Consider the following 25812-nt stretch of genomic DNA (forward strand, 5'->3'; position numbering starts at 1 on the left):
CAGGCCGAAGATCCGCCCTCCCGAGGCCGCCGTCACGCGCTCTGAATCGCCGATCCTGCGGCGCTAGAGTGGCACCGACCCCCGTCATCCAGCACAGGAGATGCCATGCCCGTTGCCACCCCGGATCAGTACGCCGAGATGCTCGACCGCGCGAAGGCAGGCGGCTTCGCCTACCCGGCGTTCAACGTCTCCAGCTCGCAGACCATCCACGCCGTGCTGCAGGGTCTGACCGAAGCCGGATCCGACGGCATCATCCAGGTCACGACCGGCGGCGCCGACTACTTCGCCGGCCAGACCGTGAAGGCCCGCGCCACCGGCGCCCTCGCCTTCGCCAAGTTCGCCACCGAGGTCGCCAAGAACTACCCGATCACGGTCGCGCTGCACACCGACCACTGCCCCAAGGACGCGCTCGCGGGCTTCGTGGAGCCGCTCATCGCCGCCTCCGAGGAAGAGGTCAAGGCGGGCCGCAACCCCATCTTCCAGTCGCACATGTGGGACGGCTCGGCCGTGCCGCTCGCGGAGAACATCGAGATCGCCCGCGACCTGCTCCCCCGCATGAAGGCGATCAACGCGATCCTCGAGGTCGAGATCGGCGTCGTCGGCGGCGAGGAGGACGGCGTCGCGCACGAGGGCTCGAACGAGGCGCTCTACACGACCTTCGCCGACGTGGACCAGGCCGTGCAGGCGCTGGGCCTCGGCGAGCAGGGCCGCTACATCGCCGCACTCACGTTCGGCAACGTGCACGGCGTGTACAAGCCCGGCGGCGTGAAGCTGCGCCCCGAGCTGCTCGGCGAGATCCAGCAGCAGGTCGCCGCGAAGTACGGCACGGGCGCGAAGCCGCTCGACCTCGTCTTCCACGGCGGATCCGGCTCGACGGACGCGGAGATCGCCCTCGCGGTCGCGAACGGCGTGGTGAAGATGAACATCGACACCGACACCCAGTACGCGTTCACCCGCTCGATCGCCGGATACATGTTCAGCAACTACGACGGCGTGCTGAAGGTCGACGGCGAGGTCGGCAACAAGAAGGTCTACGACCCGCGCGCCTGGGGCAAGGTCGCCGAGACCGCGATGGCCCAGCGTGTCATCGAGTCGACCCGCCAGCTCGGCTCGTACGGCCAGTCCAAGAGCTGACCACCAGCACCGCCGCAGAGCTGACCAGCGGCACAGCCGCAGCAGCGTCCAGGAGCGTCGTCGGGATCCGTCCCGGCGGCGCTCCTGTCGTCTGCGGATCAGCCGCCGATGTCGTGACGCAGGATCACATCTCCCGTGGCGGTGCGGATCTCCACCGTGCGGATGTCCGTCAGCGCGGCGGCCGTTCCCGCCGACAGCGTCGCGGTGCGCCCGGGCTGGGCCTTCCACGTCGACAGATCCGTCGTCGTGCCGTCTCGGTCCACGACGGTGAGGACGTATGTCCAGCCGGCGTCGGGGGCATCCGCGCCGTACAGGCACGCCATGTCGATCCTGGTCCCCCAGGCGACCGGCGTCAGGGACACCGTCGCACTCACCGGCACCGTGGCCGCCCCCTGCAACGCCACCTCGACCGCGGGCCGAGGGGCGACGGCGACGATCGTGACGGGGACGGCGACGGCGAGCGCCGCGGCGATGCCGACGCCGGTCCACAGTGCGCGGCGCCGGGAGCGCTTTCGGGCGCGCGCGATCGACAGCAGCTTCGGCCCGGCGGGGTCCGCCGCTCCAGCGCCGATGCGGGCTGCGTCGTCCGCGTGCACCCGGGACAGGAGCCCCACGGCCGGCACGAGCTCGGCGACGGCGTCCCGGCATTCGGCGCACTCCGCGAGGTGCGCCTCGTACCGCGCTCGGTCCGCGGCGGACAGCGCGCCCATCACGTAGGCGGCATCCCACGTCGCGAACGGATCAGCGCTCACCGGATCACCCCTCTCTCCTGCAGCGCGAGCCGGAGGGCCCGCAGTCCGTAGTGCATCCTGGATTTCACCGTGCCGCCGGGGATCCCCAGCTCGGTCGCGATCTCGGCGACGCTGTGTCCTCCGTAGTAGGCCGCCACGATCACCGCGCGGTGTTCCGGGCTGAGCTCGGCGAGCGCGTCCTCGATGAGGATCGCGTCGAACAGCCGGTCCGTGACATCGCCCGATGCTCGCTCGGGAAGCTCGGCGACCGGATGCTCGTGGCGGCGGCGGGCGCTGCGCGCCTCGTCGATGACGAGGTGCCGGGCGACGGTGAACATCCAGGCCCGCGTCGTCGTCACCTCCTGCTCCAGGATCCGCGGCGTGCGCCAGGCGCGCAGCAGTGTCTCCTGCACGACGTCGTCCGCCGAGGCGCTGCTCCCCGTGAGGTGCACGACGTAGCGACGGATCGGACCCGCGTGCACGTCGTAGAGCGCGGTCAGCCGCTCGTCGTCGTCATCCACAGTCGCCTCCTCAGTGGGAAACGAGGCCCGCGCCCCGAAGGTTCATCGGCGGGCGGATCCCGGATCCGACCATCGATGAACCCGGATCCCGACCTGTCGTCCCCTCAGTATGGTCGCGTCGCCTCCCCGGATCCGGGAAGCCGATCATCCGCTCGGCGATGCGGGAAGTAGCCGATCGGCTGATGTGGACGATGCGCCTCGATTCCTAACGTGGAGGACATGAACATCTCCTTCTCCCGCAAGCTCATCGCCGCGTCGACCATCGCCCTCGCCGCCGTCGCGGTCGTCCCGACGACCGCCGCGGCCGCAGCTCCGACCACCACCGCTTCCGTGTCCTTCTCGAAGCAGGTCCTGACCCCGTCCGAGACGCTGGCCTCCACACCGTGGAAGACGACGAGCGCGCGCGATGCCCAGGGCAATCGCGTGGCGCTGGACAACCCTGCCGTGTCGAACTTCGTGGGCTGGGCGTACTTCAAGGCCGACGGCACGTTCACCATGTACAACCTCGACAACAGCCCGAAGATGCACGGCGACTGGTCCGTCCCCGCCGACGGCTCCTCACGCTGGATCGCGGCGAAGGACGCGAACGGCAACGTGCTGTTCCAGCGCATCGTCCCGATCGTCGAGCTGAACAAGAACGTGTTCACCTACCGCGTGTTCCCGAACGCGGCCGACCAGACCGTCTACTACGACATCGTGCACACCAAGACCAACCACGTCGAGCCGGGCACCGACGGCCGCGGTCCGGGCGCCAACGGCAACGGCACTACCGGCAACGGCGATTATCACTTCAACAACGGCAACGCGCGCTGATCCCGCGACGGCCCCGCAGAACGCGAGAGCCCGGCACCCGATGGGGGCCGGGCTCTCGCCCTCTCAGGGCGCTACTTCTGCAGCTGCTGGTTCAGGTAGGCGATGACCGCCGGATCCGTGAATAACGGCACCATCATGCAGAGCGTCGTCAGGGTGACGAACACGACACCGCCGGTGACCGGGAGCCACCACGTGAGCTTGCCGCGCCGCAGCCGAGCCACGGACCATGCGGCGGTGATGACCCACCCCACGATCAGGAGGATCCCCGCGACCATGCCCCAGGTCCGCGCCTGGGAGTAGTTCGAGAACGTGCTGGAGATCCCCACGGCCTGCATCATCGTCGCCATCAGAGACGACGGGTTCAGGAACGCGAAGGTCGAGGTGATGACGTTCCAGAGCCCGTAGGCGAGCAGCGCGATCGACGCCATGCGATCGACAGGGTGCGCCGAACGCTCCTCCACCACCTCCGCGGGAGCCGCGGGCTGCGCGCCGGGCACGGCTGCGGGTGGCGTGTGCACGACGGGCGGCGGCAGCGGTCGTCCCGCCCGTCTGCTCTGTTCCTCGGGCGTCGCATATTCGCCGAAGGCCGGCCTGCGCGACTGCTCCGCGGAGCCGGAATCGGTCATCGGCTGCGTCCGCCCAGTGCCCGCTCGTCGCGCTGGCCTGAGATGTCCTGGCGCAACTCCTTGGGCAGCGAGAACATCAGGTCCTCCTCCGCGGTGCGCACCTCTTCAACGTCACCGTATCCAGCCTCGGCGAGCACCTGCAGCACCTCCTGCACGAGCACCTCGGGCACGGACGCGCCGCTGGTCACGCCGACCGTCGCGACGCCGTCCAGCCACTCCTGCTGCACCTCGTCGGCGTAGTCGACACGATAGGCCGCCTTCGCGCCGTACTCGCGCGCCACCTCGACGAGGCGGACGCTGTTGGAGGAGTTGGCGGATCCGACCACGATCACCAGATCCGCATCGGCGGCGACCTTCTTGATCGCGACCTGGCGGTTCTGCGTGGCGTAGCAGATGTCGTCGGAGGGCGGATCCTGCAGTTCGGGGAAGCGCGTGCGCAGCCGGTTCACGGTCTCCATGGTCTCGTCCACCGAGAGCGTCGTCTGCGACAACCAGACGACCTTGGAAGGATCGCGCACCTCGACGGTGTCGGCCTCCGCCGGCGAGTTCACGACGGTCACGTGATCCGGGGCCTCACCGGCGGTGCCCTCGACCTCCTCGTGCCCGTCGTGACCGATGAGCAGGATCTCGAAGTCGTCGCGGGCGAAGCGCACGGCCTCGCGATGCACCTTGGTCACCAGCGGGCAGGTCGCGTCGATCGCGTGCAGGTGCCGGTCCTCGGCGGCGGAGACGACCATCGGCGAGACGCCGTGCGCACTGAAGACGACGTGCGACCCCTCCGGGATCTCGTCCACCTCGTCGACGAAGATCGCGCCCTGAGCCTCGAGCTCGGTGACCACATGGATGTTGTGCACGATCTGCTTGCGCACGTACACGGGGGCGCCGTATCGCTGCAGGGCCTTCTCGACGGCGACCACAGCGCGGTCGACACCGGCGCAGTAGCCGCGCGGGGCGGCGAGCAGCACGCGCTTGCGCCCGTCGACGGGACGGTCCTGGAGCGGCTCGCGCACGGCCGTGGGGCGGCGACGAGGGATCTGCGGCACGGGCAGCGCGACGGGTGAACTCACCCCCCGATTCTACCGGCGGCGTCCTGACAGCAGGCCGAGATCGGGCGGAAGCCCATTGCTACGCTGGGGAGGCGATGACCGTCTTCGAAGCCGCCTCCGTCCCTGGCGAGGCCCCGCCTGCCGACTCCGTCGCGCCACGCGAGTCCTCCGCGGACGCCCCGACCTCGATCGCACGGCTGAATGCGACGATCCGCGACTTCGTGGCGCAGTGGGGCACGGTCTGGGTCGAGGGCGAGATCACGAGCTGGAACGTGCGCGCCGGCAACGTCTTCGCGCGACTCAAGGACACCCGCTCCGACGCGCAGATCTCGATCCGGTTGTGGTCGAGCGTGCGTGCGCGGATCCCCGCCGATCTCGCCGTGGGCGATCACGTGGTCGCCGCGGTCAAGGCCGACTACTTCGTCAAGGCGGGCGATTTCAGCTTCACCGTCTCGGCGATGAAGCACGTGGGCCTGGGCGATCAGCTCGAGCGCCTGGAGCGTCTGCGCGTGCAGCTGCGTCAGGAGGGGCTGTTCGACCCGTCCCGCAAGAAGCCGCTCCCGTTCCTCCCGCACGTGATCGGGCTCATCACCGGTGAGAACTCCGACGCGGAGAAGGACGTGCACCGCAACGCCGAACTGCGCTGGCCGCAGGTGCGCTTCCGCACCGTGCATGCCGCGGTGCAGGGCGACCGCTGCGTGCCGGAGACGCTCGCCGCGCTCAAGAAGCTCGATGCGGATCCCGATGTCGACGTCATCGTCATCGCACGCGGCGGCGGAGATCCGCAGACCCTCCTCGGCTTCAGCGACGAGCGGCTGGTGCGCGCGGTCGCGGCCGCGGCCACGCCCGTGGTCAGCGCGATCGGTCACGAGAACGACCATCCGCTGCTGGACGACGTGGCGGACCTGCGCGCCTCGACCCCCACCGACGCGGCCAAGCGCGTGGTGCCCGACGTCGGTGAGCAGCGGGCGCTCGTCGCCCAGCTGCGCGCACGAGCGACGACTCGCGTGTCGCAGCGCGTGGCGCACGACATCGCCCAGCTCGAGCAGCTGCGCTCGCGTCCTGTGCTGCGCGATCCGGATCCGCTCATCGAGCGCCGCGCGCAGGAGGTGTGGCTGCTCGCCGCACGCTCCCGTGACACGCTCGGCCGCGCCGTCGATGCCGCGGGCCGGCGCACGGCCGAGCTGCGCGCCTCGTTGCGCGCCCTGTCGCCGGCGGCGACCCTGGCGCGCGGCTACGCGATCGCGCACCGCGACGACGGCGTGATCGTGCGCGACGCCGCCGACGCCCCGGCCGGCACCGCGCTCACCCTCACGGTGGACCGCGGCTCACTGCGCGCGTTGTCCGAGGGCGAGATCGCCGAGTCGGACGCCACAGACGCCACGAACCCTGCGCGACCGGAATCCGCCGCGCCGCTGAAGGCCGGCGCATCCGACCCCGCTCCGGCCGAGGGCTCCGACGCGCGCCGGTAGGATGGAGGCGTGACTGTGTCGAACGAGCCGTCCGCCTCCGCAGGGAGTTCTGCGCCGACCGTCGCCGATCCCGCGGGCCTCAGCTTCGAGCAGGCCAGGGACGAGCTGGTCCGTGTCGTCGCCGAGCTCGAGCAGGGCGCACCCACCCTCGAGCAGTCGCTCATGCTGTGGGAGCGCGGCGAGGCGCTCGCCGCCCGCTGCGAGGAGTGGCTGCTGGGCGCCAAGCGCCGCCTGGATGCCTCGCGTCCGGAAGCCGGTGCCGCCTCGCGTCCCGCCGAGGAGGACGCACGATGAGCCGCACCCCGAAGCAGCCGCCGGTCGTCGCCGAGCTCGGCCGTCCGGAGACCGCCGCGGAGACGGCCGACCGCAAGGCCGCTTCCTCTGCCGCGTACCGGTCCAGCCAGACGTTCCGCGGCCTGATCGCGGCCCTGATCGCGACCGTCGGCGTCGTCCTGCTCATCGTGCTCATCGTGCCGCGCGGTGACTTCACCGGAGCCAACGCCGTGGATCTTCCCACGGCCGCCAAGAACGCGCAGAGCACCCTGGACCGCCCGGTGCTGCTGCCGACGCCGCCCAACAACTGGCGCGTGAACAAGGCCGTGCTGGTCGACGGCAAGCCGGTCGTGTGGGACATCACGGTGGCACCGCAGGCCGACGACGCCCGCGGCTATGCGCACATCGCCCAGGCGTTCGACGCCGACGCCGACTGGGCGGCCACGCCGCTGCGCGGGACCTCCTCGAAGGGCTCCGTGAAGATCGGCGGGCGCACCTGGGACGAATACGTGATCCCGAACCCCGACTCGGCGGCGAACATCAACTACGCGCTCGGCACCCAGATCGGCAAGGACTATGTCCTCGTCTATGGCGCCCTCGGCAAGGCGGGCACGGCGGAGCTGGTCGCCAAGATCAGCCCGCAGATCGACCAACTCGGAAGCGGACGATGACCGACAAGACGACACTGAGCCCCGATGAGGCCTGGCGACTCATGAGCGAGGGCAACCGGCGCTTCGTGGCCGGCGACCCCGAGCACCCCAACCAGGACGTCGGCAAGCGTCACGAGCTCGTGGACGGGCAGGCGCCGCTCGCGACGCTGTTCGGCTGCTCCGACTCGCGCCTCGCCGCGGAGATCATCTTCGACAAGGGCCTCGGCGACCTGTTCGTCGTGCGCAACGCCGGGCAGGTCCTCGGCGAGTCGATCGTCGCGAGCCTCGAGTACGCCGTGGCAGTTCTCGGCGTGCCGCTGATCGTGGTGCTCGCCCACGACAGCTGCGGCGCCGTGCGCGCCGCCATCGACGGCACCGCGATCGACGCCGCGCCCCTTCCGCCGCACATCTGGAAGCTCATCGCCCCGATCGTGCCGGCCGCCCGCAAAGTGCTCGCCGAACAGGGCGGGTCCACCGTCGCCGACATCGACGCCGAGCTCGTCGGCCAGGAGCACCTGCGCAACACCGTGCGCGATCTGCTGCAGTCCTCCGAGCTGATCGCCCAGGCCGTCGCCGACGGCGCACTGGGCATCGTCGGCGCCAACTACCGACTGAACGAGGGCACGGCCGTGCCCGTCGTCACCGTGGGCCTCAGCGACGCCCACGCCTGAACATCCCCCTCAACACACCGTCACATCTGGAGGAACAGCAGTGGCTGAAATCGAGTACCGCATCGAACACGACACCATGGGCGAGGTGCGCGTGCCCGTGAACGCTCTGTACGGTGCGCAGACGCAGCGCGCCGTGGAGAACTTCCCGATCTCCGGCAAGGGTCTGGAGTCGACGCAGATCGCGGCCCTCGCCCGGATCAAGAAGGCCGCCGCCCTCGCCAACAAGCAGCTCGGCACGCTCGACGGCGCCATCGCCGACGCGATCGCCCAGGCGGCGGACGAGGTCGCCGCGGGCAAGCACGACGGCGAGTTCCCGGTCGACACCTACCAGACCGGATCCGGCACCTCCTCGAACATGAACATGAACGAGGTGCTCGCGACCCTCGCGACCCGGATCCTGGGCGCGACCGTGCACCCGAATGACCACGTGAACGCCTCACAGTCGTCCAACGACGTCTTCCCGACCTCGGTGCACATCGCCGTCACCCAGGCGCTCATCGACACCCTCATCCCCTCGCTCGACCACCTCGCGGTTGCGCTCGAGGCGAAGGCGGAGCTGTGGAAGGACGCGGTCAAGTCCGGCCGCACCCACCTCATGGACGCCACCCCGGTCACCCTCGGCCAGGAGTTCGGCGGCTACGCCCGCCAGATCCGCCTCGGCATCGAGCGCGTGCAGTCGGCCCTCCCCCGCGTCGCCGAGGTGCCCCTGGGCGGCACCGCGGTCGGCACCGGCATCAACACTCCGCTCGGCTTCCCGCAGAAGGTCATCGAGCTTCTCGCGGCGGAGACCGAGCTGCCGATCACCGAGGCCAAGGATCACTTCGAGGCGCAGGCCAACCGCGACGGCCTCGTCGAGGCGTCGGGCGCGCTGCGCACGATCGCGGTCTCGCTGACCAAGATCAACAACGACCTGCGCTGGATGGGCTCGGGGCCGAACACGGGTCTCGGCGAGCTGCACATCCCCGACCTGCAGCCCGGATCCTCGATCATGCCGGGCAAGGTCAACCCGGTCGTCCCCGAGGCCGTGCTGATGGTGTGCGCCCGCGTGATCGGCAACGACGCGACCGTCGCCTGGGCCGGCGCCTCCGGCTCGTTCGAGCTGAACGTGGCGATCCCCGTCATGGGCACCGCGCTGCTCGAGTCGATCCGCCTGCTCTCCAACGCCGTGCGCGTGCTGGCCGACAAGACCGTCGACGGCCTGCAGGCGAACCTGGAGCGCGCCGCCGCGTTCGCCGGCATGAGCCCGTCCATCGTGACGCCGCTGAACAAGCTCATCGGCTACGAGGCCGCGGCGAAGATCGCCAAGCACGCCGTCGCCAAGGGCATCACCGTCCGCGACGCCGTGATCGATCTCGGCTACGTGGAGCGCGGCGAGCTCACCCTCGAGCAGCTCGACGCCAAGCTCGACCTGCTCTCGATGACGCACGCCGGTTGACACCGGATCCCTGCCTCGGGGATGCCGCGTCCCCTCGGGGGCGCGGCATCCGTCGTTCCCGGGCTCGTGCGGTGTGCGCGCCTGCCGGCGCGCACCGCCGTGCGCCGTACGGCGGCGGCGTTCAGATCGGCTCGAACCGGAAGCGCACCAGAACCGCGAGCGTGTCGTCATCGACGGTGAAGGACGGATCCTCGATCGAGGCGCGGTACTCGGTGCCGTGCCAGAACCCCTCGTGCCCCTCGCGCCACTCGGCGACCGTCGTGAAGCCCTCGCCTTCGGCGATCGCGTGCGGCAGATCGACCTCGGCGAGTCGCGCCAGGCGCACGTGCACGATCTCCTCGATTCCGATGGGCTCGCCCTCGGAATCGATCACGACGGCACGGTCGCCGACCGAGGGCAGCGGATCATTTTCTCGCTCGTAGTCGAGCAACAGGCTCGTCGTCGTTGTCTTCTCTCCCGCCCGGATGGCGGCAATCAGCTGATCGCGCAGAGGTCCGGGGAACGCGTATTCGGAGACGGGGAGATCGTCGAGCATGCGTCCAGCCTAGGCGGCGCCGCACGACGCGAAGTCGGGCGCGAACTCCGCCGAGTGCCGGCGAAGACGTCCCGCACATCAAGGGATCTCAGCGAGTTCCGCACCGGTTCCGTATCCGGCTCGGTGCGCACATGCTCGCTTCGGCATCCTCGTTCCTACCCGAGAGGAGCGCGGAGATGCCACGCAAGAAGAAGAACGCCACCGACGACAGCGGGACCGAGGCGCCGAGAAGACCGCAGCGATGGCGCACGGCTGCCGCCGTCAGCCTGAGCCTGGCGATGATCATCACCGGAGCGGCCTTCGCTCCCGCGGCATCCGCGGTGTCCGCGCTCGGCCCCGGCGTTCGAGGCACTCACGGCCATATCGGCGCGACGATCGAGCCCGGTGTCGGCAATGTGTACTGCATCGACAGCAGCCTGGACATCTCGTTCGGACGCGGGATCCAGAGCGACACGATCGTGTCATCCCTCGCGGCGCGTCCCGGCGTGGTGAACGCCATCGATGCCGATGAGGACGCGGTGCGCGGGATGAACTTCATCGCCAGCACCTGGGGCGGCACGGGTGATGATGTCACGGCCGCCGCGGTCGAGATCGCCATCACGGCCTTCGTCAAGGCAGGAGGATTCGCGACCGCAGCCTCGTACGCGAGCCGCAGCGACGTGATCGAACAGGCACGGCGCATGTACGACCAGGCGCAGAGCGTGATCGCCGCGGCGATCGACGAGGCGGCGCACGGGGAGGTCGCGCTGACGATCGATTCGTCGGACGAGTACCGGGGTTCGCTGAGCGTGAACGCCACCGTTCCGGCGACCGGCACGCTCGCACTGACGAACGGGATCTTCGTCGACAGCGGGACCGACACGCTCTCCGACGTGCGAACCGGCGTGGACTATGCCATCGAAGGCGTTCCTCCGACCGCCGATGGCGCGCCCTACCGCGTCAGTGCGATGAGCATCGGTGGCTTCTCAGCGGGCAGCACCTGGCCGGGGCGCATCCGGGCGCTGGATTACGGATCCGGCTTCCAGCGCGTGATCACCGGCATCGGGCCCGTCGCCGTGGAGTTCCCGGTGCGGGGTGAGGATGCGCGCGACCGCAGCACCGTCTTCCGGCCGGCGCTCACCAGCCTGACGGCGCCGATCAGCCCCGACGGCGAGCTCAGCGACACCCTGACGTTCACGACGGCTCCGGGTGGGGACGGCGTGAACAACGCCTGGCCGCGGCACGAGGGAGGCGGGTATCGGCCCGTCTCGTTTACCGTCACGGCCTATGCCGCGGGCGCCTCCGCCCCGACGGAGAGCCCGGACATCCCTGCGGATGCCGAAGCCGTCGGCACCGTCGCGGTACTCGCCATGGGCCCCGGAACGTCGCAGACGGTCGCGATCCCCGGAACCCACCCGCAGGGGCGCTATACCTTCGTGGCCGCCTATGACGAGGCGGGCACACCTCCCCCGACCCGGTCATGGCTCCCGCCCGGATACTCCTGGTCGCACGCCTATGGCATGGCGACCGAGACGACCGCCGTGCCGATGCGATTCACGCTCTCGTCGAGGATCCTCGCGGACGCGATCGGGCCCGGCGGACGCGGGGATGACGCGGTGACCGTGCAGACGGACGGACCGTGGCTGAACGATGCCTCCGGCCGGCCCATCGAGGTCGTCGCGATCGGCTCCTACGTCCATCTCCCGGCCGGCACGACCGAGCCGAGCGATGAGCTTCCCGCGGGCGCCGAGGTGCGCGGAACCGTGAAGGCCGTCTTCACGACGGCCGGCACGCAGGACACGACGTCACTCGAGGTCCTCTCCGGCGAGATATCCGCACCCGAGGTCGCCGAGGGAGCGATGTCCTGGCAGTGGTCCATCCCACTCGCGGCGCAGACGTCTCCCGAACTCGTGATCCCGTCGAACGAGAAGTTCGGGCTGCCGGAACAGACGCAGCGCATACAGCTGCCGACCGTCACCACCGTCGCCCAGACCGACCTCCCGTGGGGCGGGAGCGCCACGGATACGGCGCACGTCGCGGGCCCCCTGCCGGGAACAGGCGCGATCACGGTGCGGTGGGAGGCGTTCCGGGGACCAGAAGGCCCGGCGGATCTGAGCACCGTCTGCACCGCGGAGAACCAGCTCCCGCTGGACGCACACCGGTGACCGTGACCTCGAGTCCGGGCGAGTACCTGAGCCCGGCCGTCCACGACATCCGCTTCCCCGTCGTGTGGCAGGAGATCGCCACCTGGATCCAGTCTTCGGGGCTTCCCGTCGACTACCATCGCGGAGCCTGCGGAGCGGCCCAGGAAGTCAGCATGCCGGTGCCGCAGGCGAGCGACGCTCCGAGTGCCCGACTCGCCGCAACGGGCGGGGATTCGCCGGCGACGGCGCTGTGGATCGCGGGCGCCCTCAGCCTCCCCGGGGCGCTCATCCTTCTGCTCGCCCTCCACCGTGGTCGTCGCGTCCCGCGGCGGCGCGCGGCCCGCTAGCGAGCCGCGCCGTGGACGAGCATCCAGGCTCGTCCACGGCGCGTGGTTCAGCTGAGTTCGCCGCCCTCCAGGAGCTCGGTCACGAGCGCGGCGATCGCGGAGCGCTCGGAGCGCTGCAGGGTGACGTGGCCGAAGAGGCTGTGCCCCTTCAGCGTCTCGATCACGCTGGCGATGCCGTCGTGGCGGCCCACTCGCAGGTTGTCGCGCTGGCCGACATCGTGGGTGAGCACGACCCGCGAGTTCTGCCCCATGCGGCTCAGCACCGTGAGCAGCACATTGCGCTCGAGCGACTGCGCCTCGTCGACGATCACGAAGGCGTCGTGCAGCGAGCGTCCGCGGATGTGCGTGAGCGGGAGCACCTCGAGCATGCCGCGCTCCACGACCTCTTCCACGACGTTGCCGGAGACCACGGATCCGAGAGTGTCGAAGACCGCCTGTCCCCAGGGGCTCATCTTCTCGTCCTTGTCGCCGGGCAGGTATCCGAGTTCCTGCCCTCCGACGGCGAACAGCGGCCGGAACACGATGATCTTCTTCTGCTGCTGCCGCTCGAGTACCGCCTCCAGGCCCGCGCACAGGGCGAGGGCCGACTTGCCGGTGCCGGCGCGGCCGCCCAGTGAGACGATGCCGACCTCGGGATCCGACAGCAGGTCGATCGCGATGCGCTGCTCGGCCGAGCGGCCGTGCAGGCCGAACACTTCACGGTCTCCGCGGACCAGCGTGTACTCGCCGTCGCCCGTGACCCGTCCGAGCGCAGATCCGCGCTCCGAGTGGATGATGAGCCCCGTGTTGACCGGAAGCCCGATCGCTTCCTCGCTCGTGCCGACCTCGCTCTCGTAGAGGTCGCTCATCTCATCGCCCGAGAGCGAGATCGAGCTGATCCCTGTCCAGCCCGAGTCCACCGCCTGCTCGGCGAGATACTCCTCGGCGTTGATCCCGAGGGAGGCCGCTTTGACGCGCATCGGCAGGTCTTTGGAGACGACCGTGACGTCCTGACCGTCCTGGGCGAGGTGCATCGCAACGGCGAGGATCCGGCTGTCGTTGTCGCCGAGGCGGATGCCGCTGGGCAGCACGGTCTGGTCGGAGTTGTTCAGCTCGACGCGCAGGGTGCCGCCGTCGCCGATCGGGACCGGGAAGTCGAGGCGGCCGTGCTCGACGCGCAGCTCGTCGAGGTGGCGCAGCGCTCGCCGGGCGAAGTACCCGAGCTCGGGGTCGTGCCGCTTGCCCTCCAGCTCGCCGATCACGGCGACCGGGAGCACGATGGAATGCTCGGCGAAGCGGAAGAACGCCTGCGGATCAGACAGCAGCACGGACGTGTCGAGCACGTACGTCTTCAGATCCTGATCGGGCGTTGCACCTCCGTTCGGTCCTGCCGCTTCGTTGGCGGCGTTCACGGCGCTGGTGCGGGTGCTGCTCTTCAGTGCGGTACGTGCGGCCACAACCCTCTCCCGACCCGGGGATTCCCGGTAGTAGGCGAGTCGGCCAGGGCCACGAGTCGCGATCCTTGAGGCCGACTCGATCGGACGCCGTGTCCGATGCCATGAACGTACGACTCCCCACCGACATCGCGCAGGAGGGACACGCCCTCTGTCCGATTAAGAACGTGTGAACTCTCGGGCGCCGGCGAGGGCGGCATCGAACAGGCCGAGCGTCTCCGCCGTCGTACCGGCATGGGGCGCCACCCGGACCGCTCCGGACCTCACCGTCACCTGGATGCCGGCTGCGGCGAGCGCGTCGCCGAGCGCCTGCGGATCCGCAGGCGCGAGCACCACGATGCCGGCGCGCTGCGCGGGCTCGCGCGCGGACACCACGTCGACCCCGTGTCGGTCCGCAATGGCGAGCAGGGCGTCGACGTTGCGGGACAGGCGCTCCGCGACGGTGCCGACTCCGGCCGCCTGGATCTCGGCGGCGCCCGCTGCGAGACGTGCGGCGGCGAAGGGATCCGGCGCGCTGACCGCGTACGCCTGCGCCGACAGCGCCGGATCCGGCAGCACGTCAGCAGGCAGACCCGCCGCAGAGGTCGCGATCCGGCCGCTGAGCACGGGGCGGATCCGCTCCCGCGCACGATCCGTGAACCGGGCGAATCCGGTGCCCCGCCCTGTGCGCAGCCACTTGTAGCCATGGCCCACCACAACGTCGGCGGCGGCCCAGTCCTCCTCCACGACGCCGAAGGACTGCACGGCATCGACGAGGAGCAGCCGATCGTCGCCGAGCACCTCGCGGAGGCCTGCGAGATCGGCGCGGTACCCGGAGCGGAAGTCGACATGGCTCACCACGAGCGCCGTCGCGGCGGGGTCCAGCGCCTCGGCGACGGCATCGGCGGTGACCCGGGTGCCGGCGGGCGCGATCCAGCGGGGTGCCAGCCGTCCGCCGGACGCGGCCGCAGCTCGCTCGAGCGTGATCGTGACGCTGGGAAACTCGGCCGCCGAGGCGATCACGGCGCCATTGAGCCCCGCCAGTGCCTGCTGCAGCGCGTGCGTGGACGACGGGTGCACCGTGACCTCGTCCGGACGCGAACCGAGCAGCCCGGCGACCGCCGTCTGCGCCTCGGTCGTCCGACCCGCCGTCGCGGCGATGCCTTCGGGTCGCCCCGTGGCGAGCAGCTCGGCGTCGGAGACCAGAGCGGCACGCGCGGCCGGAGACAGCGGACCGAATGCCGCCCAGTTCAGATATCCCGGATCCTCGTCGAACGATGCGATGTAGTCGTCGATGGCACGCATCCCGTCAGTCTGACACGCAGCGGAGCGGCTCAGCGGCCGGCTCCCGGCTCCGCCCGTCGCTCAGCGGCCGAAGCGGCGGTCGCGGTCGGCGTAGTCGCGGATCGCGCGCAGGAAATCGACCTGTCGCAGATCCGGTCCGAGCGCCTCGACGAAGTAGAACTCGCTGTGCGCGCTCTGCCAGAGCAGGAAGTCGCTGAGCCGCTGCTCGCCGCTCGTGCGGATGACGAGATCCGGATCCGGCTGGCCGCCGGTGTACAGATGCTCGCCGATCATCTCGGGGGTGAGGTGCGCGGCGAGGTCCTCCAGCGTGCCGCCCGAGGCCTCGTGCTGGGCGATGATCGAGCGCACCGCGTCGACGATCTCGTTACGTCCCCCGTAGCCCACGGCGAGGTTCACGTGCAGCCCGGTGTGGTCGCGGGTGCGCTCCTCTGCCTCGGCGAGCACGCGCGCGAGCTCCGCGGGCAGGATGTCGGCGCGCCCCACGTGCTTGACCCGCCAGTTGCCCTCGTGAGAGAGGCCGTCGGCGAGTTCGCCGATGATCTCGATGAGGTCGGCGAGCTCCGCCGAATCCCGCTTGAGCAGGTTGTCGGCGGAGAGCAGGTAGAGCGACACCACCCGGATGCCGAGCTCGTCGCACCAGCCCAGGAACTCGCGCATCTTCGCGGCTCCCGCGCGATGGCCGTGCGCAGGAGTCGCGTAGCCGAGCTGCCGCGCCCAGCGACGGTTGCCGTCGATCATCATCGCGATGTGGTGCGGCATGGTGGCCGGGTCCATCCGTCGCCGAAGGCGTCGGGAGTACAGCCGATAGAGGGGGCCACTCCCTGGCTGTTCGGACCGTGCGCTCACTCCCCTACGCTACCGCGCGGAGGGGGCCCGGCCGCCATGTCGCCCACGGGATATGTGCGGCTTGCGGCATGGGCGGACGCCTAGAGTTCAACCATGCGCAGAGCGAGCCGACCCGCTGCCCCCGATGTGCCGGAGCTGCCCCTCATGGAGGCGGCCGCCGCCGACGCACAGCTCGACATCAAGCCGACCTGGCGGGGCTGGATCCATGCCGGCACCTTCCCTGTTGCGATCGTGGCGGGCATCGTGCTCATCGCGCTCGCGCACGGCGCCCCCGCGAAATGGGCGGCTGTCGTCTTCACGGTCACGTCGCTGCTGCTGTTCGGCAACTCCGCGTTGTACCACCGCTTCGACTGGAAGCCGAAGACGAAGGCGATCCTCAAGCGCATCGACCATGCCAACATCCTGCTGCTGATCGCCGGAACCTACACGCCGCTCGCGACGCTCGCACTCGCGCCGGAAAAGGGCACGCTGCTGCTGATCCTGGTGTGGTCCGGGGCGATCCTCGGGATCCTGTTCCGCGTCTTCTGGATCAACGCCCCCCGCTGGCTGTACGTCGCGCTGTACCTGCTGCTCGGCTGGGCGGCGATGATGTACATCGTCGACCTGCTGCACGCCAACGTCGCGATGATGGTGCTGGTCTGCGTGGGCGGACTGCTCTACACCGGCGGCGCGATCGTGTACGCGATGAAGAAGCCCAACCCGTGGCCCGGGAGGTTCGGATTCCACGAGATCTTCCACGTGTGCACCGTGCTGGCCTTCCTCTGCCACTGGACCGCGTGCCTGCTCATCTCGCTGGCGCCGCTGCAGCCGTCACTGGGCCTGCCCGGCTGAACCGGGCCCGCCTTCCTGCAGCCGATTTGGCCGGGCGGATCCGCCCTGCCTGCGGAGTCAGGATCCGGCGGAGTCAGGACCGGGGAGCGTCCCGCTCGCCCTCGCCCGCGTCATCACCGTGCGCGGCTTCCTCGGCGTCGAGCTCGGCGCGCACCTCCTCGCGGTAGCGCACCCGGCGGATCCGTCGCTGCATGTCCCAGATCAGCAGAGCCGCGAACACGACGATCACCGCGACGATCACGAATCCCACGGGTCCCGGGGTGACCAGGTTCGGGTCGACCGTCGGGGTCGGGGTGGGAGTCGCCGTCACGGCGGCAAGGATCGCCTCGATCATGTCTCAGCCTTTCTGGGCACGGCCCCGTTCGGGCCCCAGGCCTGGATCGGGATAACCTGGAACCACCAGCCTAACGATCGGATGCACCCCGCCGTGACGACCCCCGCCCAGCTCGACGAGCGCTACGGCCGCGGACCCCGACGGCGCCTGCCGATGATCCTCACGATCGCCGCTGCCGCGGTCGTCGTCGGCGTCTTCGGCTGCTGGACATGGCAGGGATCCGCCGACACCGTCGACGTCACCGGCACGGGCTTCCACCTCGGCGACGATCACACCGTGACGGTGTCATTCCAGATCTCGGCGCCCACGAACAGGCCTGTGCACTGCATCGTGGAGGCGCAGGACGAGGAGTTCGGGATCGTGGGCTGGCGACTCGTCACCTACCCTGCATCCGAGCAGCACGCCCGGGCGTTCACCGAGCATGTGCCGGTCGTCTCGGCTGCGACAACGGGTTTGGTGAACTCCTGCTGGGTGTCCTAGGCTCATCGTGTTGAGCGACGCCCCGGCACGTGCCGGGGCGTCTTGGCATATCCGGGACCGGCTGTTCCCGGATCCGATTCGCAAGGAGTTCACCGTGTCGAACGACGCACAGGTCCCCTTCCTCACGCAGGAGGCCTACGACCGTCTTGTCGCGGAGCTGGAGAACCTCTCCACGGTCGGCCGCGAGGAGATCGCCAAGCGCATCGAGCTCGCGCGCGAGGAGGGCGACCTCAAGGAGAACGGCGGCTACCACGCCGCCAAGGACGAGCAGGGCAAGATCGAGGCCCGTATCCGCACGCTCGAGACGCTGCTGAAGACCGCCAAGGTGAGCGAGGCCCCGGCCAGCCGTGGCATCGTCGAGCCGGGTACCGTCGTGACCGCGACAGTGGCGGGCGGCGAGGAGGTCTTCCTCCTCGGCAGCCGGGAGATCGCCGGCGGCACCGACCTCGACGTCTACAGCGAGGCGAGCCCTCTCGGATCCGCGATCCAGGGCCTCAAGGTCGGTCAGAAGACCTCGTACGAGGCGCCTAACGGCCGCTCCATCGAGGTCGAGATCCTGAAGGTCGAGACCTTCGCGGGCTGATCGCATCCCGCAGACGACGAACCCGCCGCGCCATCGAGGGCCGGCGGGTTCGTCGTATGCAGAGGACTCCTCGAGCCGTCAGTCCTGCACCACGATCGGCTCGAAGCCGGCCGCCCGCAGCGTGTCGAGGGTGAGCTCGGAGTGCTCGGGACCGCGCGTCTCCACGCTGAGCTCGAGGATGACGTCGTTGATCTGAAGTCCATGGCCGTGCCGCGTGTGCATCGCCTCGATGACGTTGGCGCCGGCGTGCGCGATGAGCTCGGACACCCGGGCGAGCTGGCCGGGGCGGTCGGGCAGCGGGATGCGCAGCGTGAGGTAGCGCCCCGAGGCGGCGAGGCCGTGCGAGACCACGCGCTGCAGGAGCAGCGGGTCGATGTTGCCGCCCGAGAGCACGGCCAGCGTGGTGCCGCTCTCGTGAACCTTGCCCGCCAGGATCGCCGCGACGCCGACCGCACCCGCGGGTTCCACCACGACCTTGGCCTGCTCGAGCAGCAGGAGCAGCGCGCGGGCGATGTCGTCGTCGCTGACGGTGACGACCTCGTCGACGAGCTCGGCGATCATCGCGAACGGAACGTCGCCGGGGCGCGCCACGAGGATGCCGTCGGCGATGGTCGGGTGCGTGGTGATCTCGACCGGGTGCCCGGCAGCGAGGGACGGGCCCATGGCCGCGGCGTTCTCCGCCTGCACGCCGATCACCCGGACCGTGCGTCCCTGCTCCGCCGCACGTGCCTTCACCGCCGCCGCGACGCCGGCGATGAGGCCGCCGCCGCCGATGCCCACGAGGATCGTGTCGACGTCCGGCACGTCCTCGATGAGCTCGAGGCCGAGGGTCGCCTGGCCGGTCACGATGTCGCGGTGGTCGAAGGGCGGGATCAGCACCGCACCGGTGCGCTCGGCGAACTCGGCCGCGAGGCGCAGCGACGTGGCCACGGTCTCGCCCTCGAGCACGACCTCCGCGCCGTATCCGCGGGTGGCGAGCAGCTTCGGCACCGGCACGCCCATGGGCATGAAGATCGTGGCGGGGATGCCCAGCGCCTGCGCCGCGAGGGCCACGCCCTGCGCGTGGTTGCCGGCGGAGGCCGCGACCACGCCGCGGCCGCGCTCTTCCGCCGTGAGCGTGGAGAGCCGGTGCACGGCGCCACGGATCTTGAACGACCCCGTGCGCTGCAGGTTCTCCATCTTCAACAGGACGGGCGAGCCCAGCACCTTCGTGAGCGCGACCGAGGGCAGCGTCGGGGTGCGCACGATCACGCCGTCCAGGCCGTCCGCCGCCTGCTGGATCTCCGCCAGGGTGGGGACGTGGGCGCCGGTCGGGATCGTGTCGTTCGTCATCGCTTGCTCCTTCTCCGCGCCCGGGGCACGGTCTGCCAGATGTAGTCGCCGTTCGGGGCGGCGCCGGTGCGCCACGCACCGGAGTTGACGGTCACGGCGGCCACGTTCACGAACGCCGCGAGCGGCACCGCGAACAGGGCTCCGGGGATGCCGGCGATCAGAGCGCCGCCGGCCACCACGAGCACCACCGCGAGCGGGTGCACCTTGACGGCGGATCCCATCAGGATCGGCTGCAGGATGTGGCCCTCGATCTGCTGCACCGCAAGCACGACGACGAGCATCCACAGCGCGATCCACGGTCCGTTGTAGACGAGCGCCAGGAAGACCGCCAGGGTGCCCGTGACGACTGCGCCGACGATGGGGATGAAGGATCCGAGGAACACCAGCACGGCGACGGGCACGGCCAGCGGCACGCCCAGCAGGAACGCGCCGAGACCGATGCCGACCGCGTCGATGAAGGCGACCAGCATCTGCGTGCGCGCGTAGTTGATGACGGTGGCCCAGCCGTTGCGCGCGGCAGCGTCGACGGCCGGGCGGGAGGCCTTCGGGAAGAGCTTCACGGTCCAGCCCCAGATCCCGCCGCCGTCGGCGAGCAGGCAGAGCAGGATGAACAGCGTCAGCACGGCTCCGGTCGCCACATGCCCGAACGTGGTGCCGACCGCGATCGCTCCGCTCTTCAGCAGTTCGCCCTGCTCACCGAGGAACTTCACCGACTGGTCGAGCAGATCCTGGATCTGCTTCGCCGTGAGGTGCAGCGGACCGTCGAGGAGGAACTGCTGCAGCTGCCCCCAGGCGGCGACGGTGCGCGTCTGGACGCCGTCCCATTGCTGGGTGATCTGCCAGACCGCCAGCCACAGCAGACCGCCCACGATCGCCAGGGTGCCGACGAGCGCCACGACGATCGCAAGCCACCGCGGCCAGCGCGCCCGCAACATGGTGCTGAACGCGGGCCAGAGCAGAGCGGTGAGCAGGATCGCGACCATCAGCGGGATGACCAGGATCTTGAACAGCATGACCAGCCAGATCACGACACCGAGCGCGGCGGCGATCACCAGCAGCCGCCAGGCGTAGGAGGTCGCGATGCGCAACCCGGGAGGCAGCGATCGCTGCACGTCGTCGCGTACGTCCACATGGCCGGTGACGGTGCGCTGGCGGATGAGATCGCGCAGCCGGGGGGTGCTGTCCTCGCTCATCGGCCCAGTCTACGGGCGCGACGACGGGCGCCTCGTCCGCGCGACGCCGGGCGCCTCGTCCGTGCGACGGCGTCCGCCTCGTCCGTGCGGCGGTGTCCGGGCACGTCCGATGTCGATGGCTGTCGGTACGCTGACCGACGTGACCGACCCCCCCGCCATCGCCCGCCGGACAGCCGCACGCCCCGCGACCGCCACGCTGAGCGCCGGCGAGGCCCGGCGGATCGCGCTGGCCGCGCAGGGCTTCTCCCGGCGGCGCCCCGCGGAGCCGGGCGTGCGCCACCTGCACACGGCGATGGCGCGCATGGGCGTACTTCAGATCGATTCGGTGAACGTGTTCGCGCGCTCGCACTACCTGCCGCTGTTCTCGCGCCTGGGCGCATACGACCCCGCCCTGCTGGAGCGCGCGTTCCTGTCCCGCCCGACCGCCGCGCGATCCGGCCGGTACACCGAGTACCTGGCTCATGAGGCGACCTTCCTGCCCGTCGAGGACTGGCCCCTGTGGGGCTTCCGCCGCGACGCGTTCCGCGCCAAGCGGGGCGAGTTCTGGGGGCGGACCTCCTCGGCGCGCACGCTGGACTGGGTCCGGTCCGAGCTGCGCGAGCGGGGAGCTTCCCGCCCCGCCGAGATCCGCGGCGACGCCCCCGGCGGCAAGGCGGGCTGGTGGGAGTGGGACGAGGTCAAGCACGCTCTGGAGTACCTGTGGCGCATCGGAGAGGTGGCGATCGCCGGACGCGACGGCTTCGAGCGCCGGTACGCGCTCGCGGAGGACGTGGTGCCGGCCGACCTGCTCGGGCGCGATCTGGACCGCACCGCCGCGATCGGCGAACTCGTCCGGCGAGCGGCCCGGGCGCACGGAGTCGCGACCGCCGCCGATATCGCCGACTACTACCGGATCAAGGACCGCGCGGGGGTGCTCGGCGCGATCGACGACCTCGTGGAGCAGGGCGAGCTGGAGCCCGTCCGGGTGCGCGGGTGGGAGCGCGGCGGTCGCCCCGTGCCGGCCTGGCGGCACGTCGAGGCCGTCCTGCCGCGGCGCATCGAGACCACCGCGATCCTCACGCCGTTCGATCCGGTCGTGTGGTTCCGTGACCGCGCGCTGCGGGCGTTCTCGCTGGACTACCGGATCGAGATCTACACGCCTGCCGCCAAGCGCCGCTACGGCTACTACTCGCTGCCGGTCCTGGTCGGCGATCGGATCGCCGCCCGGCTGGATCTCAAAGCGGATCGCGCCGCGGGCACGCTGCGCGTGCAGTCCGCATGGTGGGAACCGCAGGCCCGCCCCACGGACGACCTCGAGCCCATCGCCGCTGAGCTGCGCATCGCCGCCGAGTGGCAGGGCCTCGAGCACGTCTCAGTGTCCGGCTGGGGTGACGCCTCCGCAGCCCTCGCCGATGTGCTGGACGGGCATCCGGAGCGGGTCCACCGGCACGACGTAGGACGATCCGATCAGGTGCCGCTCGGGATCTGATCGTCAGCCCGAGAGGGACGTGAGGGTTTCGGCTCGGTCGCCTTCGGCGTCCTCGCTCAACCTTGATACGCGAAGGGCTCAATGCCGCTTCGCGGCATTGAGCCCTTCCGTATCAAAACTGGACGCGCGGGGGCTCCGCGATGGCGGCGCCGTCGGCCACCTCGAAGAACTCGCGCTCGGTGAATCCGAGGTTGCGGGCGAAGAGGTTGTTCGGGAACACCTTGATCTTGGTGTTCAGCTCGCGCACACCACCGTTGTAGAACCGGCGCGAGGCCTGGATCTTGTCCTCGGTGTCGACGAGAGCGGCCTGCAGCTGCAGGAAGTTCTGGCTGGCCTGCAACTGCGGATACGCCTCGGCGACCGCGAACAGGCTCTTCAGCGCCTGCTGCAGGTGCCCCTCAGCGGCCCCTGCCTCACCTGGGCTGGAGGCCGACAACGTCTCGGCGCGGGCGCGCGTGACGTTCTCGAACACCGCCTTCTCGTGCGCGGCGTAGCCCTTCACCGTGTCGATGAGGTTGGGGATCAGATCGGCCCGGCGCTTGAGCTGCACAGTGATGTCGCTCCACGCCTCGTCGACGCGGACCCCCAGCTGCACGAGTGAGTTGTACGTGGCCCACAGATAGATGCCGACGGCGATGATCAGGACGACGATCACTCCGACGACGACGAGTACTGGAACAAGAACATCCACGGACGACGACCCCCCTTGCAGACGCGGTTTCGGCCCATCCTATCCCGGCATGCTCCGTGTTGGCCGGGCTGCCAGGGAACCGTCAGGCACCGAGCACGCGCTCCAGATAGCCGTTGCCGAATCGGCGCTCCGGATCCAGCCGGTCGCGCACCGCGAGGAAGTCGTCGAAGCGCGGATAGCGCTCCCGGAGCTCGTCGGATCCCAGCGTGTGCAGCTTGCCCCAGTGCGGCCTGCCACCGTGCGCGAGGCAGATCCGCTCCACGGCCTCGAAGTACTCGCGCGGGTCGTGGCGCCAGTAGCGATGCACCGCGAGGTACGCGGAATCGCGCTCGTGCGCCGTGGACAGCCAGCGGTCGTCGGCCGCCGCGAAGCGCACCTCGATCGGGAACTCGATGCGCCAGCCGCGCTTCTTGATGAGGGCTTGCACCGCGCGGAACACGGGCACGATCTGATCCTGCGGCAGCGCGTACTCCATCTCGCGGAACCGCACCGTGCGGCTCTGCGTGAGCACGCGATGAGAGAGATCGGTGTACTCGCGGTCACCCGTGAGCTTCACCGCGAGACGGCTGAACGAGGGGGTGATCGCGGGCACGGCGACACCGGCCGCGCACACGGCCCGGTACACGCCGTTCGAGAGCAGTGTCTCGTCGATCCACTTGCCGACCTTCGGCAACGGGCGCCGCACCGTCGACTCCGGAAGCCGCTCGGTGGTCTTCGTGAGCGCCACGTCCGTGTGCGGGAACCAGTAGAACTCGTAGTGGTCCGCCGCGGCCACACGCTCGTGCACGCTCTCCAGCACCTCGTCCAGCGGAGCCGGCTCATCGACCGCGTGCATCACGAACGCGGGCACGCACTGCAGAGTCACCTCGACGAGGATGCCGAGCGCGCCGAGTCCCAGTGCGACGGCCGGAAGCAGCTCGGCGTTGTGCTCCTCGTCCACGCGGAGGAACTCGCCCGCCGCCGTGATCAGGGTCGCGCCCACGACCTGGGCCGCGATGCCGCGGAAGGCTGCGCCCGTGCCGTGCGTGCCCGTGGAGATCGCGCCGGAGATCGACTGCCGGTCGATGTCGCCGAGGTTCTCCATGGCCAGGCCGTACGGCGCCAGCAGCGCGGGGATGCGGTGCAGACGTGTCCCCGCGAGCAGCGTGACGCGGCCCCGTGCCTCATCGGCCGAGACGAGCCCCTGCAGGTCGTCGAGCTCCAGCAGCACATCGGGAGCGACCGCCACCTCTGTGAAGCTGTGACCGGCGCCGACCGCCTTGATGCGCAGTCCCTGGGCGGCCGCAGCCAGAACGGCGCGCTGCACACCCTCCGGGGAGCGCGGGCGCTCGACGCGGATCGGTCGGATCGAGGCCGAACGGCCCCAGTTCTGCCAGGTTCCGCCCATGCGTGTCACAGGAACGCCTTTCCCTCACCGCGATAGGTGGGCAGTTCGTCGACGACGCGATCGCCGTCGACGAGGTGATAACTCAGGATCCGTTCGGCGGGCTCGCCGCTCTTCGCGTGCCGCAGCCAGACGCGATCCCCCACTCGGAGCGTGCGGGCGGCCTCACCGCGCAGCGGCGTCTGCACCTCACCCGCGGCCTCCCGCGGCGCCGTCTGCAAGCCTTGCGGCCACACCGGCAGTGGCTGACGCGAGGCGACCGGCGGTCCGGAAGCGATCCACCCGCCGCCGAGGATCGTCGCGATGTCAGACGCAGGACGGCGCACCACGTCGAATGCGAAGGCACTGGCGGGCGCCGGCGCGAAGGAACGGTAGCCGTCGAACAGGTGCCCCGCGAGCAGCCCGCTTCCGGCCGTGATCTCGGTCAGCGCCGGATCCGATCCGGTGTACTCCAGGGATCCGGTGCCTCCTCCGGTGACGAACTCGAGGGGCACCAGCGCGCGCACCGCCTCAACGATGCGCGCACGCCGCTCGCGCAGCTCCTGCCGGGACTGCGCCTGCACGGTGCGGATCAGCGTGTCGCCGCTGCCGGTGTCATCGCCCTGGCCGGCGATCTGCGCCTCGTACATCTGCAGTCCGACGAGGCGGAAGCCGTCGCGCTCGGCGACCCTGCGGGCGAAGCGCGCCACCTCTTCCGGCGTGTGCAGCGGCGAGCGGAAGACGCCGATGTGGCCGAGGGCCGGGGCGCGCCAGGAGGCGTCGGCGTCGATCGCGATGCGCACCCGAGGCCTGCGCGAGGGTGCGGCGACCGCGTCGATGAGGTCGAGCTGCGATTCGTCGTCGACCATCAACGTGATCCGGGCGACCGCGCGCTCGTCGACGAGCAGGCGCTCGAGCCCTGGACGATCGGCGGTCGGGTAAGCCAGCACGATGTCGTCGTGGTCCTCGGCGAGCCAGAGCGCCTCAGCCAGTGTGAAGGCGAGGAGGCCTCGGTACCCGGGCACTCGGAGCGCGGCATCGATGACCTCGCGCACGCGCACCGACTTCGTGGCGATCCTGATCGGCAGCCCGCCCGCGCGCACCACCATGTCCATCGTGTTGTAGCGCAGCGCGTCGAGATCGATCACGGCGACCGGCGCGGGCAGGTGCGCGGTGGCCTCCGTCAGGCGCGGCCACCACGAAGCCGGGGTCTGCCAGGGAAGTCCTGCGGATCGGCGGGGCGCCGGCGCGCGGCCCTGATCGGCGGTGAGCTCGAGCACTCCCCCAGCCTAAGGTGTGCCCTCCCCAGGAGCTGCGCCACCCGGCCGGCTCGGACCCCGAACCCCTCCGATCCGCAGGAGTGCGGTCAGCCGGAACCCGCGCTCGCGCTTTCCACGATGACGAGGTGGCTGAGGTCGATGGAGCAGATATCCGGAAGGTCCAGATCCGCGGGGTGGATGGTGGCGACGCGGACCACGGCGAGTCGCGGAGGTTGCAGGACGTCCATGAGGTCTCCCGGGTGCAGCACTGATGATGGCTGCCAGGGTCCGGGGCAATGCCGCAAACCTACGCTGGTGACGGGAGGGCGTCAAGACCC

At 70.4% G+C, this 25812-nt stretch carries 28 protein-coding genes; 13 read left to right on the forward strand and 15 right to left on the reverse strand.

What is annotated here, in order from left to right; genetic code table 11:
• The first annotated feature begins 105 nt into the window (after positions 1–105).
• A complete protein-coding gene (gene fbaA / locus AB4078_RS05510; protein ID WP_440734589.1) occupies positions 106–1134 on the forward strand; it encodes a class II fructose-bisphosphate aldolase in 1029 nt (342 codons plus the stop codon).
• Between the two features lie 98 nt (positions 1135–1232).
• Here the strand turns inward: fbaA and AB4078_RS05515 are convergent, their stop codons facing one another.
• Complete coding sequence (locus AB4078_RS05515; RefSeq protein WP_441976273.1) at positions 1233–1886, reverse strand: anti-sigma factor family protein; 654 nt, start codon at positions 1884–1886, stop codon at positions 1233–1235.
• The gene (locus AB4078_RS05520; protein WP_440734591.1) at positions 1883–2386 is read right to left on the reverse strand and encodes a sigma-70 family RNA polymerase sigma factor; all 504 of its coding nucleotides are present in this window, start codon (positions 2384–2386) and stop codon (positions 1883–1885) included. Before AB4078_RS05520 ends, AB4078_RS05515 begins: the two co-directional genes overlap by 4 nt.
• A gap of 219 nt (positions 2387–2605) precedes the next feature.
• Here AB4078_RS05520 and AB4078_RS05525 point away from each other — a divergent pair, with 219 nt between their 5' ends.
• On the forward strand, positions 2606–3199 hold the full coding sequence (locus AB4078_RS05525) for a DUF4822 domain-containing protein (RefSeq protein WP_441976274.1): 594 nt from the start codon (positions 2606–2608) through the stop codon (positions 3197–3199).
• Between the two features lie 71 nt (positions 3200–3270).
• Here the strand turns inward: AB4078_RS05525 and AB4078_RS05530 are convergent, their stop codons facing one another.
• Together AB4078_RS05530 and AB4078_RS05535 are read right to left on the reverse strand one after the other, a co-directional pair.
• A complete protein-coding gene (locus AB4078_RS05530; RefSeq protein WP_441976275.1) occupies positions 3271–3825 on the reverse strand; it encodes a DUF6264 family protein in 555 nt (184 codons plus the stop codon).
• Complete coding sequence (locus AB4078_RS05535; protein WP_233312104.1) at positions 3822–4835, reverse strand: 4-hydroxy-3-methylbut-2-enyl diphosphate reductase; 1014 nt, start codon at positions 4833–4835, stop codon at positions 3822–3824. The genes AB4078_RS05530 and AB4078_RS05535 overlap by 4 nt, the downstream gene beginning before the upstream one ends.
• A gap of 131 nt (positions 4836–4966) precedes the next feature.
• On the opposite strand from AB4078_RS05535, the gene xseA reads away from it, so the two are divergent.
• The 5 genes from xseA to AB4078_RS05560 are packed head-to-tail and all read left to right on the forward strand — an operon-like array spanning position 4967 to position 9372.
• Positions 4967–6343 (forward strand): exodeoxyribonuclease VII large subunit, encoded by a 1377-nt coding sequence (gene xseA, locus AB4078_RS05540; RefSeq protein ID WP_441976276.1) that lies wholly within the window; start codon positions 4967–4969, stop codon positions 6341–6343.
• Positions 6344–6352: 9 nt separating this feature from the next.
• Positions 6353–6637 carry an exodeoxyribonuclease VII small subunit gene (locus AB4078_RS05545; protein ID WP_441976277.1) on the forward strand — a complete coding sequence of 95 codons (285 nt, stop codon included), beginning with the start codon at positions 6353–6355 and terminating at the stop codon, positions 6635–6637.
• The gene (locus AB4078_RS05550) at positions 6634–7287 is read left to right on the forward strand and encodes a DUF4245 family protein (protein ID WP_441976278.1); all 654 of its coding nucleotides are present in this window, start codon (positions 6634–6636) and stop codon (positions 7285–7287) included. The genes AB4078_RS05545 and AB4078_RS05550 overlap by 4 nt, the downstream gene beginning before the upstream one ends.
• Positions 7284–7937, forward strand: coding sequence for a carbonic anhydrase (locus tag AB4078_RS05555; protein WP_441976279.1), 654 nt, complete (start codon positions 7284–7286; stop codon positions 7935–7937). Before AB4078_RS05550 ends, AB4078_RS05555 begins: the two co-directional genes overlap by 4 nt.
• Before the next feature lie 40 nt (positions 7938–7977).
• Positions 7978–9372 carry a class II fumarate hydratase gene (locus AB4078_RS05560; RefSeq protein WP_441976280.1) on the forward strand — a complete coding sequence of 465 codons (1395 nt, stop codon included), beginning with the start codon at positions 7978–7980 and terminating at the stop codon, positions 9370–9372.
• Between the two features lie 121 nt (positions 9373–9493).
• On the opposite strand, the gene AB4078_RS05565 is transcribed toward AB4078_RS05560, so the two are convergent.
• Complete coding sequence (locus AB4078_RS05565; RefSeq protein WP_441976281.1) at positions 9494–9907, reverse strand: ASCH domain-containing protein; 414 nt, start codon at positions 9905–9907, stop codon at positions 9494–9496.
• Between the two features lie 176 nt (positions 9908–10083).
• Here AB4078_RS05565 and AB4078_RS05570 point away from each other — a divergent pair, with 176 nt between their 5' ends.
• Both AB4078_RS05570 and AB4078_RS05575 read left to right on the forward strand, forming a co-directional pair.
• Positions 10084–12051, forward strand: a complete 1968-nt coding sequence (locus tag AB4078_RS05570; RefSeq protein ID WP_441976282.1) for a hypothetical protein — start codon at positions 10084–10086, stop codon at positions 12049–12051.
• A gap of 2 nt (positions 12052–12053) precedes the next feature.
• Positions 12054–12377, forward strand: coding sequence for a hypothetical protein (locus AB4078_RS05575; protein WP_441976283.1), 324 nt, complete (start codon positions 12054–12056; stop codon positions 12375–12377).
• A gap of 47 nt (positions 12378–12424) precedes the next feature.
• Here AB4078_RS05575 and AB4078_RS05580 read toward each other — a convergent pair whose 3' ends face one another.
• From AB4078_RS05580 to AB4078_RS05590, 3 genes are all read right to left on the reverse strand, one after another.
• The gene (locus AB4078_RS05580; protein WP_441976450.1) at positions 12425–13768 is read right to left on the reverse strand and encodes a PhoH family protein; all 1344 of its coding nucleotides are present in this window, start codon (positions 13766–13768) and stop codon (positions 12425–12427) included.
• A 201-nt stretch (positions 13769–13969) separates the two neighbouring features.
• Positions 13970–15094, reverse strand: a complete 1125-nt coding sequence (locus AB4078_RS05585) for an aminotransferase class V-fold PLP-dependent enzyme (protein ID WP_441976284.1) — start codon at positions 15092–15094, stop codon at positions 13970–13972.
• A 60-nt stretch (positions 15095–15154) separates the two neighbouring features.
• Positions 15155–15940 (reverse strand): isoprenyl transferase, encoded by a 786-nt coding sequence (locus AB4078_RS05590; RefSeq protein WP_440734602.1) that lies wholly within the window; start codon positions 15938–15940, stop codon positions 15155–15157.
• A 93-nt stretch (positions 15941–16033) separates the two neighbouring features.
• Between AB4078_RS05590 and trhA the strand changes: the two genes are divergently transcribed.
• Positions 16034–16771, forward strand: a complete 738-nt coding sequence (gene trhA, locus AB4078_RS05595) for a PAQR family membrane homeostasis protein TrhA (protein ID WP_441976285.1) — start codon at positions 16034–16036, stop codon at positions 16769–16771.
• Between the two features lie 73 nt (positions 16772–16844).
• Here trhA and AB4078_RS05600 read toward each other — a convergent pair whose 3' ends face one another.
• Positions 16845–17105 (reverse strand): hypothetical protein, encoded by a 261-nt coding sequence (locus tag AB4078_RS05600; RefSeq protein ID WP_441976286.1) that lies wholly within the window; start codon positions 17103–17105, stop codon positions 16845–16847.
• Between the two features lie 93 nt (positions 17106–17198).
• Here AB4078_RS05600 and AB4078_RS05605 point away from each other — a divergent pair, with 93 nt between their 5' ends.
• Both AB4078_RS05605 and greA read left to right on the forward strand, forming a co-directional pair.
• On the forward strand, positions 17199–17585 hold the full coding sequence (locus tag AB4078_RS05605; RefSeq protein WP_441976287.1) for a DUF4307 domain-containing protein: 387 nt from the start codon (positions 17199–17201) through the stop codon (positions 17583–17585).
• Between the two features lie 94 nt (positions 17586–17679).
• A complete protein-coding gene (gene greA, locus AB4078_RS05610; RefSeq protein ID WP_440734740.1) occupies positions 17680–18168 on the forward strand; it encodes a transcription elongation factor GreA in 489 nt (162 codons plus the stop codon).
• Positions 18169–18246: 78 nt separating this feature from the next.
• On the opposite strand, the gene ilvA is transcribed toward greA, so the two are convergent.
• Both ilvA and AB4078_RS05620 read right to left on the reverse strand, forming a co-directional pair.
• Entirely contained in the window at positions 18247–19500 is a 1254-nt protein-coding gene (gene ilvA / locus AB4078_RS05615) for a threonine ammonia-lyase (RefSeq protein WP_441976288.1), read from the reverse strand.
• Positions 19497–20693 (reverse strand): AI-2E family transporter, encoded by a 1197-nt coding sequence (locus AB4078_RS05620; RefSeq protein ID WP_440734607.1) that lies wholly within the window; start codon positions 20691–20693, stop codon positions 19497–19499. Before AB4078_RS05620 ends, ilvA begins: the two co-directional genes overlap by 4 nt.
• A gap of 139 nt (positions 20694–20832) precedes the next feature.
• Here AB4078_RS05620 and AB4078_RS05625 point away from each other — a divergent pair, with 139 nt between their 5' ends.
• Positions 20833–22161, forward strand: a complete 1329-nt coding sequence (locus AB4078_RS05625; protein WP_441976289.1) for a winged helix-turn-helix domain-containing protein — start codon at positions 20833–20835, stop codon at positions 22159–22161.
• 112 nt (positions 22162–22273) lie between these two features.
• Here the strand turns inward: AB4078_RS05625 and AB4078_RS05630 are convergent, their stop codons facing one another.
• The 4 genes from AB4078_RS05630 to AB4078_RS05645 form a co-directional block, all read right to left on the reverse strand.
• Complete coding sequence (locus tag AB4078_RS05630; protein ID WP_440734609.1) at positions 22274–22852, reverse strand: LemA family protein; 579 nt, start codon at positions 22850–22852, stop codon at positions 22274–22276.
• A gap of 82 nt (positions 22853–22934) precedes the next feature.
• The gene (locus AB4078_RS05635; RefSeq protein WP_441976290.1) at positions 22935–24248 is read right to left on the reverse strand and encodes a D-arabinono-1,4-lactone oxidase; all 1314 of its coding nucleotides are present in this window, start codon (positions 24246–24248) and stop codon (positions 22935–22937) included.
• Positions 24245–25495, reverse strand: a complete 1251-nt coding sequence (locus tag AB4078_RS05640; protein ID WP_441976291.1) for an alanine racemase — start codon at positions 25493–25495, stop codon at positions 24245–24247. The genes AB4078_RS05635 and AB4078_RS05640 overlap by 4 nt, the downstream gene beginning before the upstream one ends.
• Before the next feature lie 86 nt (positions 25496–25581).
• Complete coding sequence (locus AB4078_RS05645; protein ID WP_441976292.1) at positions 25582–25722, reverse strand: hypothetical protein; 141 nt, start codon at positions 25720–25722, stop codon at positions 25582–25584.
• Between the last annotated feature and the right edge of the window lie 90 nt (positions 25723–25812).

Source organism: Microbacterium sp. 2MCAF23 (assembly GCF_052115565.1).
Taxonomy (GTDB): domain Bacteria; phylum Actinomycetota; class Actinomycetes; order Actinomycetales; family Microbacteriaceae; genus Microbacterium.

Excerpts from the sequence above, each read along its gene's own strand:
- AB4078_RS05570 (WP_441976282.1), top strand. The coding sequence starts at position 10,084 with ATGCCACGCAAGAAGAAGAACGCCACCGACGACAGCGGGACCGAGGCG.
- trhA (WP_441976285.1), top strand. The coding sequence starts at position 16,034 with ATGCGCAGAGCGAGCCGACCCGCTGCCCCCGATGTGCCGGAGCTGCCC.
- AB4078_RS05530 (WP_441976275.1), bottom strand. The coding sequence starts at position 3,825 with ATGACCGATTCCGGCTCCGCGGAGCAGTCGCGCAGGCCGGCCTTCGGC.
- AB4078_RS05620 (WP_440734607.1), bottom strand. The coding sequence starts at position 20,693 with ATGAGCGAGGACAGCACCCCCCGGCTGCGCGATCTCATCCGCCAGCGC.
- AB4078_RS05585 (WP_441976284.1), bottom strand. The coding sequence starts at position 15,094 with ATGCGTGCCATCGACGACTACATCGCATCGTTCGACGAGGATCCGGGA.
- AB4078_RS05645 (WP_441976292.1), bottom strand. The coding sequence starts at position 25,722 with ATGGACGTCCTGCAACCTCCGCGACTCGCCGTGGTCCGCGTCGCCACC.
- ilvA (WP_441976288.1), bottom strand. The coding sequence starts at position 19,500 with ATGACGAACGACACGATCCCGACCGGCGCCCACGTCCCCACCCTGGCG.
- AB4078_RS05550 (WP_441976278.1), top strand. The coding sequence starts at position 6,634 with ATGAGCCGCACCCCGAAGCAGCCGCCGGTCGTCGCCGAGCTCGGCCGT.
- AB4078_RS05525 (WP_441976274.1), top strand. The coding sequence starts at position 2,606 with ATGAACATCTCCTTCTCCCGCAAGCTCATCGCCGCGTCGACCATCGCC.
- AB4078_RS05555 (WP_441976279.1), top strand. The coding sequence starts at position 7,284 with ATGACCGACAAGACGACACTGAGCCCCGATGAGGCCTGGCGACTCATG.
- fbaA (WP_440734589.1), top strand. The coding sequence starts at position 106 with ATGCCCGTTGCCACCCCGGATCAGTACGCCGAGATGCTCGACCGCGCG.
- AB4078_RS05565 (WP_441976281.1), bottom strand. The coding sequence starts at position 9,907 with ATGCTCGACGATCTCCCCGTCTCCGAATACGCGTTCCCCGGACCTCTG.
- AB4078_RS05600 (WP_441976286.1), bottom strand. The coding sequence starts at position 17,105 with ATGATCGAGGCGATCCTTGCCGCCGTGACGGCGACTCCCACCCCGACC.
- xseA (WP_441976276.1), top strand. The coding sequence starts at position 4,967 with ATGACCGTCTTCGAAGCCGCCTCCGTCCCTGGCGAGGCCCCGCCTGCC.